Here is an 8,206-nt window from a genome sequence, read left to right on the forward strand (position 1 = left end):
AGTTGAAATTTTCTGAGACGCTGGTTCCTCAGTTCTCGGCTGCGAACTTGACCATGACGGGCATGCCCGGAATGCCGAATCACGGCGCAATGAAGGTCAGCGCAAGCGTCTCTGGCGCTAGCGATGGAAAAACCATGGTCATTACTCCCGCGCAAGCACTTCAACCAGGTGCATATCGCGTGGATTGGCGTGCCGTGTCATCAGACACACACCCTATCAATGGCAATGTCACATTTCAGGTAAAGTAAACAAATGGCCGAGGATTGGTTCACCATCGTATTGCGTCTTGCGCTTTATCTCGACATGGCAGCGGCCTTTGGCGTCGCCATGTTTGGCGTCTATGCCCTTGGCCATGACGAGCGATCCTTGGCAATTGCGCGCTTTTACCGACTATGTGTCGGTGCATTTGCAGCAATCGGAATTGCCTTGTCTGTGGTCAGCATGACAGTCCTTGCCAAGGCAATGTCCGGTGCGCAAACATATGCCGAGTTATCAACGCATGTTTTCGAGATGCTCATCACCGGCACCCACATGGGTCTAGCTTGGTGCATTCGTATTCTTGCGCTTGTGCTTTGCATCTTGATCACATTGGTGAAATTCAATCCAACGGTGCGCTTTGTCACCATGTCCGTATCTAGCGGTGTGGCACTGGCGACCCTGGCCTGGGCTGGCCATGGTGCGATGGACGATGGAATGCTCGGATACCTCCACCTGGCTTCGGACATCGCGCACCTTTGGGCCGCAGGTGCGTGGGTCGGTGCGTTGCTCGCGTTTTTGATCTTAGCCGCAAGCAGTGCGAATACGACATCGAACACAGTTGCGATATTGAGCCGTACATCGAATGGCTTCGCCCAGGTCGGGACGCTGATCGTGGTCGTTCTGTCGATCAGTGGCGTACTCAACTACGTATTGATCGCAGGGCCTTCGCTTGATCCGCTTGTTTCGACACTCTATGGTCAGTTGCTGTTAGGCAAACTAATGCTGGTTCTCGGAATGCTTGCATTGGCAGCAGCAAATCGATTCCGGCTTAGTCCAACTCTGGAGGCATCGTTGAGCTCAGGAAATCGTGCACAAGCAGTCGCTAAGCTACGCCAGAGCCTGTTCATGGAGGCAATACTTGCAGTTCTGGTTTTGGCGTGCGTGGCTTGGTTAGGGATTCTTTCCCCAAAAGGAATTTGATCCTCCGAGATCAACCACCGACAGCAGATGCGGGAGCTGCGCTTAGCAGAAGTTGATGTTGCCCCTGTTTTGTGGAGTTCTTAGCTCCCAGATTACGCGGCCTTTTTAGGCTGTGCCTCGTACCAGCGTTGCTCGTACTGCATTGGGCTAAGGTAGCCCGGCGACGAATGCAGTCGTCGGTGATTGTAGAAGGCCATCCAGTCCATCACGGCCTGCTTGGCGTGCTCACGGGTGACGAACCGTTGACCATGCACACTGGCTGCTTTCAGTCGACCCCAGAAGCTTTCTGTGGGGGCGTTGACGCTCCTATGTCAAGCAGAAGATTCAGAGTCTTTCAAGTCAGCCAGGATGAGCGGGTATAGCTCCCGGACGATGTAGCGTTTCAGGCAACGATGAATCTCCTTCTTTGACAGTCCTTCGCCAGTGCGCCGTATTGCAGGGTGCGGGCGTCACTTCGCAGTGCGTTGTTGGCCTGGCGATTGAGCCGATGACGCTGGACCTTGCCTGAGGATGAGCAGCCTCCAATTGGCCCAGAGCCGCTTGCCTGACCCAGTTAGCCAAACTGGCTTTGGGGATGCCCAGAATCTTGCCCACAGCAGCCGCAGACTGTCCTTGCTGCACCTGCCTGACGGCTTCCAACTTGAAGTCTTGCGTGTATTGCGCACGCACTTGCTTTGACGTCATCTCTTGGCTCCTTAGCGAGATTTTGTACAAAACTAAGAACTCCCCTTTTTAGGGGCAAGGTCACTCTCCGCTATCTGGCGTAGACGTGAGTTTGACGAGTTTCTGTATGCCTGACATGAAGATAACAAATATGTAATTTGACGCACAGGTTCCTGACATGTTTGCTCTTCAGAATCCCTTTCATGAGATCGATCATTCGTCGTGATGTGCCCAGCAAGGTCACGCGGACCCCTGGCCAGCAAGGTGAGATCATCTGGCAATTCGCCAAGAAGGCGGGCACTGCCAACTGCGCGTGCCTGATGTCTGGTCACTCGAGGCTGGCATGAAGGGTGCCGTCAAAATGGCCAAGAAGTAATCCACTTTTTTTACTCTCATTCCTGAGGGAGTCATGAACACCATCAAAAACATTCTTGCCGTCTTCGCCCTCGCCATGGTTACATTTATGCCTATAGGCAGCTTCGCCCAGACCATGATGGATCACGGCAAGATGGATATGTCCCAAGCATCGGCATCCATGACCGACGGCGAAATCAAGAAGATCGATCAGGAAACTGGCAAGGTCACCATCAAGCACGGAGAAATCAAGCACATGGACATGCCCGGCATGACCATGGTGTTCACCGCAAAAGACAAGAGTCTGCTGGGCAAAGTGAAGCCCGGCGACAAGGTCAAGTTCATGGTCGTCAACGAGGGCGGGAAGATGGTTGTTAGTGACATTCAGCCCGTTCAGTAAGAACACGCTGCTCGGGCGTGCTGTGTCGTCGCGGACGTATGGGTTGAATGCTGACTGCGACGGTTTTTTCACCGTAAGAAGGAGAACACTATGTCAAAAATTCGCCATACCCTGGTTGGTATCTGTATCGCTTCAGCCTCGCTGAGCGTGATGGCGCAAACCGCCGATGAGCACAAGGCCCATCACCCTGCAGGAAGCACATCGCCTGCGCCCTCGCAAATGAAGGCGGCCGCGAAGCCAACGGGTGCGGGGCAAATGGCTGGAATGGCCAAGATGGACGAGCAGATGAAGGCCATGCAAGCGATGCACGAAAAGATGATGGTGGCCAAAACGCCAGAAGATCGGCAGGCGCTCATGGACGAGCACATGAAGCTTATGCAGGACGGCATGGGAATGATGCAGCAGATGGGCGCAGGCATGCAGGGCATGGGTGGTATGCAAGGTGGCAAGGGCATGCCCGCCAACATGGCCGAGCGCCATCAGATGATGGAAAAGCGCATGCAAATGATGGAGTCCATGATGCAGATGATGCTGGATCGTCTGCCTGCCTCGATGACCAAGTAACGCATCCACCGAATTGGGAGTCACCATGAACCATCAACACGACGGGCACGAGTCGCCCCCCAGCTTCTGGAGTTCTCGCTATGCCATCGGCCTCGTGGTGATAGGCGGCGTGGCGGCATATTTCCTGTTGACCGAACACCTCGCGCATGTCGTCGGGGCGCTGCCTTTTCTCCTGCTCCTCGCCTGCCCGCTGATGCATGTCTTCATGCATGGCGGACATGGCCAGAGCAAGCCTGATGCCAAGAAAACTACCGAATCACGCAATGAAGGGGATTCACGATGAACCATACCGAATCCGCTTATGGCCTGTGGTCGCTGGTCATCATCAATTCAGCGATCTTCATCATGTTTGCGTTCAGCTTTTTCAAGCCCGCGACGGCACGTGACTGGAGGACGTTTGGCGCATTCGCAGCCTTCGTCGTTGCCTTGTTCGTGGAGATGTATGGCTTCCCGTTGACGATTTATCTGCTGTCGGGCTGGCTGCAAACCAAATTCCCTAACCTGGATCTGCTCTCCCACAGCTCGGGTCACCTGTGGTCTACCCTTTTGGGAGAAAAAGGTGACCCGCATTTTGGCGTGCTGCACATCGCTAGCTACGTTTTTCTGGGCTATGGTTTCTACCTGTTGTCCACCGCGTGGAATGTGCTGTACCACGCTCAGCGTCGCCAGTCGCTCGCCACAGCAGGCCCCTACGCACGCATTCGCCATCCGCAGTACGTTGCTTTCGTGATGATTCTGCTGGGCTTCCTGCTGCAGTGGCCCACGTTGTTGACCTTGGTCATGTTCCCTGTCTTGCTCCTGATGTACGGGCGTCTCGCAATCACCGAAGAGAACGAAATGCGCAAACAATTCGGTGCTGAGTACGACAGCTACGCCCAGCAAACACCCCGGTTTATTCCTCGCATGGGCAAGTCCGAGTCGACGAATGACTCCGAATCAAAAAGATGATCTGGATTTCTTCCCGGCGGTACACGCTTCATTTTTTAGGAGTTTGAAATATGAGTATGGTTGATCTGCAAGTCGAGGGCATGAGCTGTGGTTCATGCGTTAAGCACGTGACAAAGGCATTGCAGCCGCTACCGGGGGTCCGCGGGGTGGAGGTCGATCTCCCATCTGGCCGTGTCCGGGTGAGTGGGGAACTGGCGCAGGGCAGCGCTCCTTTGTTGATGGCCTTGACGGATGCGGGCTACCCCGCGAAGTTGGCCACAGACGCGTCCAGTCCCGCTGCGACTTCGCAGCCTAAAGCATCGGGCTGCCACAGTGGCGGCACGGGGGGCTGTGGTTGCCGATAACGGCCACGGCATTTGATTGCGGATTGATCGGCCGGGCGATTCCGCACCCCCGTACTTTTTTGGTAACTCTGAAGGAGCAACGCCATGGATCAGCCTGACAACGACTCCCATGCACCATCGTTCTGGCGCCGTCCATCCGGCTTGGCGCTGGCAACGGCGGCCTTGATCGCCGGTTTTTACCTGCTGCGAGAGCACTGGGGCCATGTTCTGGGTTATTGGCCCTACCTGTTGCTCCTCGCCTGTCCGCTGATGCACCTAATGCACGGCCATGGCGGCCATGGCAACCATGCGCAGACGCCCCAGCGCACCAATAGCGACAAGGAATAATCAATGGACATGCATGCACACCATCATCACGGCAGTCACCCTCCAGCCGCGCCAGTCCCGGGATCGGAGCTGAAGGATCCGGTGTGCGGCATGACCGTCACGGAGCAGTCTGAACACCAATTGACGCACGAAGGGCGGCCCTACTATTTCTGTAGCGCCAAGTGCCAAAGCAAGTTCGCGGCGAAGCCGCTGCAGTACCTTGTATCTATAGCACCCGAGGACACTGCGCCAAAGACGGCCGGCACCATCTACACCTGCCCCATGCACCCCGAGGTGCGGCAGGATCATCCTGGCACCTGTCCCAAGTGCGGCATGACGTTGGAGCCCATCATTCCCCTGGACGAGGAAGACAACCATGAGTTGAAGGATTTTCAGCGCCGCTTCTGGTGGACCCTGCCGCTCACGATCATCGTCACCGTCCTTGCCATGTTCGGCCATCGCCTCGGATTGTTTGACATGAAAGTGCAAACCTGGATTGAACTGGTGCTGTCCTTACCTGTCGTGTTGTGGACTGGCAGGCCCTTCTTCGCTCGCGGCTGGCAGTCCCTCATCCATCGCAGCCCCAACATGTGGACCTTGATTGGTCTGGGTACGGGCGCGGCCTTTCTCTACAGCCTAGTGGCCACTCTGGCGCCGGGCGTGTTCCCAGATTCGTTTATCTCCATGGGGCGTGTGGCTGTTTACTATGAGGCGGCAGTGGTCATCATCTCGCTGACCATGTTGGGCCAGATCATCGAGTTGAAGGCCCGTTCACAAACTTCTGCGGCCATCAAGGCGCTGCTCGGTTTGGCACCCAAGACCGCACGCCGCATTAATGTGGACGGCAGCGAAGAAGACGTACCGTTGAACCATGTTCATGTCGGGGATCTGCTGCGCATTCGTCCCGGCGAGAAAGTGCCGGTCGACGGCGTTGTGACCGAAGGCAGCAGTGCGGTTGATGAATCCATGCTGACCGGTGAGCCTGTACCAGTGACAAAACGCCTTGGTGACAAGGTGATTGGTGCCACGATGAACACCAGTGGCTCATTGGTGATGCGTTCCGAGAAAGTCGGTACGGCCACCATGCTGTCGCAGATTGTTCAGATGGTGGTCAATGCCCAGCGCTCGAAGGCGCCCATGCAGCGAATGGCGGACGTGGTCGCAGGCAAATTCGTGGTCGTGGTGGTGCTCATCGCCATTGCCACCTTTTTTGTCTGGGGTTGGTTCGGTCCGGAACCTAGCTGGGTTTTTGGCTTGATTAACTCAGTGGCCGTGCTGATCATCGCTTGCCCCTGTGCGCTGGGGTTGGCCACGCCCATGTCGGTGATGGTGGCCACAGGGCGAGCTGCGACACAGGGAGTGCTGTTCCGTGATGCTGGCGCCATCGAGAAAATGCGCGAGGTGGACACGCTGATTGTGGACAAGACCGGAACTTTGACCGAAGGAAAGCCCGCTTTCGACGCCGCAGTGGCCGCCCCCGGCTATACAGCGGACGAAGTTCTGCGCCTTGCAGCAAGTTTGGACCAAGGCAGCGAACATCCTTTGGCAGAGGCCATCGTCAGCGCAGCACGCGCCAAGGGCCTGGAACTGATCAAGCCGCTTGATTTCGAATCCAGCAGCGGCATCGGTGTGCGCGGCATCGTCGATGGGAAGCATCTGGTGCTGGGCAACACCGCATTGATGCAGCAGGAGGGCGTGGCCACTGATGCGCTCAAGATCGATGGCGAGCGTCTGCGCAATGAAGGCGCCAGCGTGATGCATCTGGCCGTGGACAGACAACTGGCTGGAATCTTGGCCGTGACCGATCCCATCAAAGCCACCACGCGGGAAGCTATTCAAAATTTGCACGCCAGCGGCTTGCGCATCGTGATGGCAACTGGCGATGGCCTGACCACGGCCAAGGCAGTGGGCGCCAAACTGGGAATCGACGAGGTGCATGGCGAAGTCAAGCCCGCCGACAAGCTGGCGCTTGTGGAGCGGCTCCAGAAAGAGGGCCGCATTGTCGCGATGGCCGGCGATGGTATCAACGATGCGCCTGCGTTGGCCAAGGCCGATGTCGGCGTGGCCATGGGCACGGGAACCGATGTGGCCATGAACAGTGGGCAGGTCACGCTCGTCAAAGGCGACTTGCGCGGAATCACTGCGGCGCGTGATATCTCCACTGACACGGTCCGAAACATGCGCCAGAACCTCCTGTTCGCCTTTGTTTACAACGGCATTGGGGTGCCGATTGCGGCAGGCGTGCTGTACCCGTTCACTGGATGGTTGTTGTCCCCGCTGATCGCGGCGCTGGCCATGAGTCTGAGTTCGGCCTCGGTGATATTCAATGCCCTGCGTTTGCGGCGCGGGAAAAAATGACCCCGTAGTTCGGAGGAGTGATGACCCCCCCGCCTCACCACAAAAACCTCGGACCTCTCAAAGCACCGCGGCGGGGGGGGCAGGAGAGCAGGGGTGCAAAGACGCAACGGCCAAGCAGAGGATCTACCACCGACCGCCTTGGCGAGCCCCCGAAGGCATCGGCATCACGCCTTGACGTAGGCGCGCGGATGTCCGCCGCCAGTGCCGCTTGGCATGGCGCACCCAAAGTCACTCAAGTCAGCCAAGGCATTGAAATACATGACGACCATTGATGTCCCTCTTCAAGGCATTACGCAGCAGACCAATTCTCTAGCCTCCCCGCGATGGGTACTTACCAATTTCATCGCGAGGTGACCGCCACGCTGGCAGCGTCCCCGGGGGTGCTGTTCCCGCTACTGGACGATCCATCCCGACTGGCGGCGCACATGGGGAAGCGCTCAGCCATGTTAGCCTGGGGGATGATTCATACTGAAACGGACGAACTACGCGGCCAGGCCGTGGGTTCGGTCATCCGCATGTCCGGCAACGTTCTCGGTATGTCTTTGCGGCTGGAAGAAGCCGTTGTCGAACGGGTACCCCAACACCACAAGACGTGGGAGACCCTTGGTGAGCCGAGACTGTTGGTGATCGGCAGCTACCGCATGGGCTTCGACTTTGCTCCAGGCGGTCACCGCACGAGGCTGCGGGTCTGGATCGACTACAACCTGCCTTCGGCTAAGGGGCAGCGATGGCTTGGAAGGCTCTTTGGACATTCTTACGCGGACTGGTGCGTGCGCAAGATGCTGCAGGCGGCTACGCAGGCCGCCAATGGAGCGCATCGATGAACGGCTACGATCTTCCCCGGGCGCACCGGGCCTGGTTGCTGCGCTTGCTGTCGGTCTGGTGATTGGCTTGGAGCGCGGCTGGCACGATCGCGAATTGCCGGAGGGGGATGCGGACAAAAACTTGGACTACCAGGAGGTAGTTCATGTACTCATACGCAGACAGGATTCGTGCAGTTGAGCTTTACATCAAGCTTGGCTTGCGTGCCAGAGCCACGATTCGCCAGTTGGGGTACCCAACCAAGAACGCATTGAAAGGCTGGTATCAG

At 57.2% G+C, this 8,206-nt stretch carries 11 protein-coding genes and 1 pseudogene; 10 read left to right on the plus strand and 2 right to left on the minus strand.

The window, feature by feature from the left end:
• Together EIC84_RS25530 and copD are read left to right on the plus strand one after the other, a co-directional pair.
• The coding region (locus EIC84_RS25530; RefSeq protein ID WP_205699884.1) for a copper resistance protein CopC at positions 1-248 on the plus strand (248 nt) is incomplete at its 5' end.
• A gap of 4 nt (positions 249-252) precedes the next feature.
• Positions 253-1,179 (plus strand): copper homeostasis membrane protein CopD, encoded by a 927-nt coding sequence (gene copD / locus EIC84_RS25535; protein WP_003071687.1) that lies wholly within the window; start codon positions 253-255, stop codon positions 1,177-1,179.
• Between the two features lie 92 nt (positions 1,180-1,271).
• Here copD and EIC84_RS25540 read toward each other — a convergent pair.
• Positions 1,272-1,478 (minus strand): annotated as a pseudogene (locus EIC84_RS25540) (IS3 family transposase); the annotation flags it as partial.
• A gap of 40 nt (positions 1,479-1,518) precedes the next feature.
• Entirely contained in the window at positions 1,519-1,863 is a 345-nt protein-coding gene (locus EIC84_RS26655; protein WP_003075123.1) for a transposase, read from the minus strand.
• A 388-nt stretch (positions 1,864-2,251) separates the two neighbouring features.
• On the opposite strand from EIC84_RS26655, the gene EIC84_RS25550 reads away from it, so the two are divergent.
• From EIC84_RS25550 to EIC84_RS25585, 8 genes are all read left to right on the plus strand, one after another.
• On the plus strand, positions 2,252-2,596 hold the full coding sequence (locus tag EIC84_RS25550; RefSeq protein ID WP_003071684.1) for a copper-binding protein: 345 nt from the start codon (positions 2,252-2,254) through the stop codon (positions 2,594-2,596).
• A 90-nt stretch (positions 2,597-2,686) separates the two neighbouring features.
• On the plus strand, positions 2,687-3,160 hold the full coding sequence (locus EIC84_RS25555) for a hypothetical protein (RefSeq protein WP_003071682.1): 474 nt from the start codon (positions 2,687-2,689) through the stop codon (positions 3,158-3,160).
• 25 nt (positions 3,161-3,185) lie between these two features.
• Complete coding sequence (locus EIC84_RS25560) at positions 3,186-3,443, plus strand: DUF2933 domain-containing protein (protein WP_003071679.1); 258 nt, start codon at positions 3,186-3,188, stop codon at positions 3,441-3,443.
• Positions 3,440-4,108, plus strand: a complete 669-nt coding sequence (locus EIC84_RS25565; RefSeq protein WP_003071677.1) for an isoprenylcysteine carboxylmethyltransferase family protein — start codon at positions 3,440-3,442, stop codon at positions 4,106-4,108. Before EIC84_RS25560 ends, EIC84_RS25565 begins: the two co-directional genes overlap by 4 nt.
• 56 nt (positions 4,109-4,164) lie before the next feature.
• The gene (locus tag EIC84_RS25570) at positions 4,165-4,452 is read left to right on the plus strand and encodes a heavy-metal-associated domain-containing protein (RefSeq protein WP_224651149.1); all 288 of its coding nucleotides are present in this window, start codon (positions 4,165-4,167) and stop codon (positions 4,450-4,452) included.
• An 84-nt stretch (positions 4,453-4,536) separates the two neighbouring features.
• Positions 4,537-4,779 (plus strand): DUF2933 domain-containing protein, encoded by a 243-nt coding sequence (locus EIC84_RS25575; protein WP_003071673.1) that lies wholly within the window; start codon positions 4,537-4,539, stop codon positions 4,777-4,779.
• A 3-nt stretch (positions 4,780-4,782) separates the two neighbouring features.
• Positions 4,783-7,116 (plus strand): heavy metal translocating P-type ATPase, encoded by a 2,334-nt coding sequence (locus tag EIC84_RS25580; RefSeq protein ID WP_003071670.1) that lies wholly within the window; start codon positions 4,783-4,785, stop codon positions 7,114-7,116.
• Between the two features lie 323 nt (positions 7,117-7,439).
• Positions 7,440-7,940 (plus strand): SRPBCC family protein, encoded by a 501-nt coding sequence (locus EIC84_RS25585; RefSeq protein ID WP_003071665.1) that lies wholly within the window; start codon positions 7,440-7,442, stop codon positions 7,938-7,940.
• The last annotated feature ends 266 nt before the right edge of the window (positions 7,941-8,206 follow it).

The organism is Comamonas sp. A23, from assembly GCF_004522605.1.
GTDB classification, from domain to species: Bacteria; Pseudomonadota; Gammaproteobacteria; order Burkholderiales; family Burkholderiaceae_C; genus Comamonas; species Comamonas thiooxydans.

Excerpts from the sequence above, each read along its gene's own strand:
- EIC84_RS25580 (WP_003071670.1), top strand. The coding sequence starts at position 4,783 with ATGGACATGCATGCACACCATCATCACGGCAGTCACCCTCCAGCCGCG.
- EIC84_RS26655 (WP_003075123.1), bottom strand. The coding sequence starts at position 1,863 with ATGACGTCAAAGCAAGTGCGTGCGCAATACACGCAAGACTTCAAGTTG.
- copD (WP_003071687.1), top strand. The coding sequence starts at position 253 with ATGGCCGAGGATTGGTTCACCATCGTATTGCGTCTTGCGCTTTATCTC.
- EIC84_RS25570 (WP_224651149.1), top strand. The coding sequence starts at position 4,165 with ATGGTTGATCTGCAAGTCGAGGGCATGAGCTGTGGTTCATGCGTTAAG.
- EIC84_RS25550 (WP_003071684.1), top strand. The coding sequence starts at position 2,252 with ATGAACACCATCAAAAACATTCTTGCCGTCTTCGCCCTCGCCATGGTT.
- EIC84_RS25560 (WP_003071679.1), top strand. The coding sequence starts at position 3,186 with ATGAACCATCAACACGACGGGCACGAGTCGCCCCCCAGCTTCTGGAGT.
- EIC84_RS25585 (WP_003071665.1), top strand. The coding sequence starts at position 7,440 with ATGGGTACTTACCAATTTCATCGCGAGGTGACCGCCACGCTGGCAGCG.
- EIC84_RS25565 (WP_003071677.1), top strand. The coding sequence starts at position 3,440 with ATGAACCATACCGAATCCGCTTATGGCCTGTGGTCGCTGGTCATCATC.
- EIC84_RS25575 (WP_003071673.1), top strand. The coding sequence starts at position 4,537 with ATGGATCAGCCTGACAACGACTCCCATGCACCATCGTTCTGGCGCCGT.
- EIC84_RS25555 (WP_003071682.1), top strand. The coding sequence starts at position 2,687 with ATGTCAAAAATTCGCCATACCCTGGTTGGTATCTGTATCGCTTCAGCC.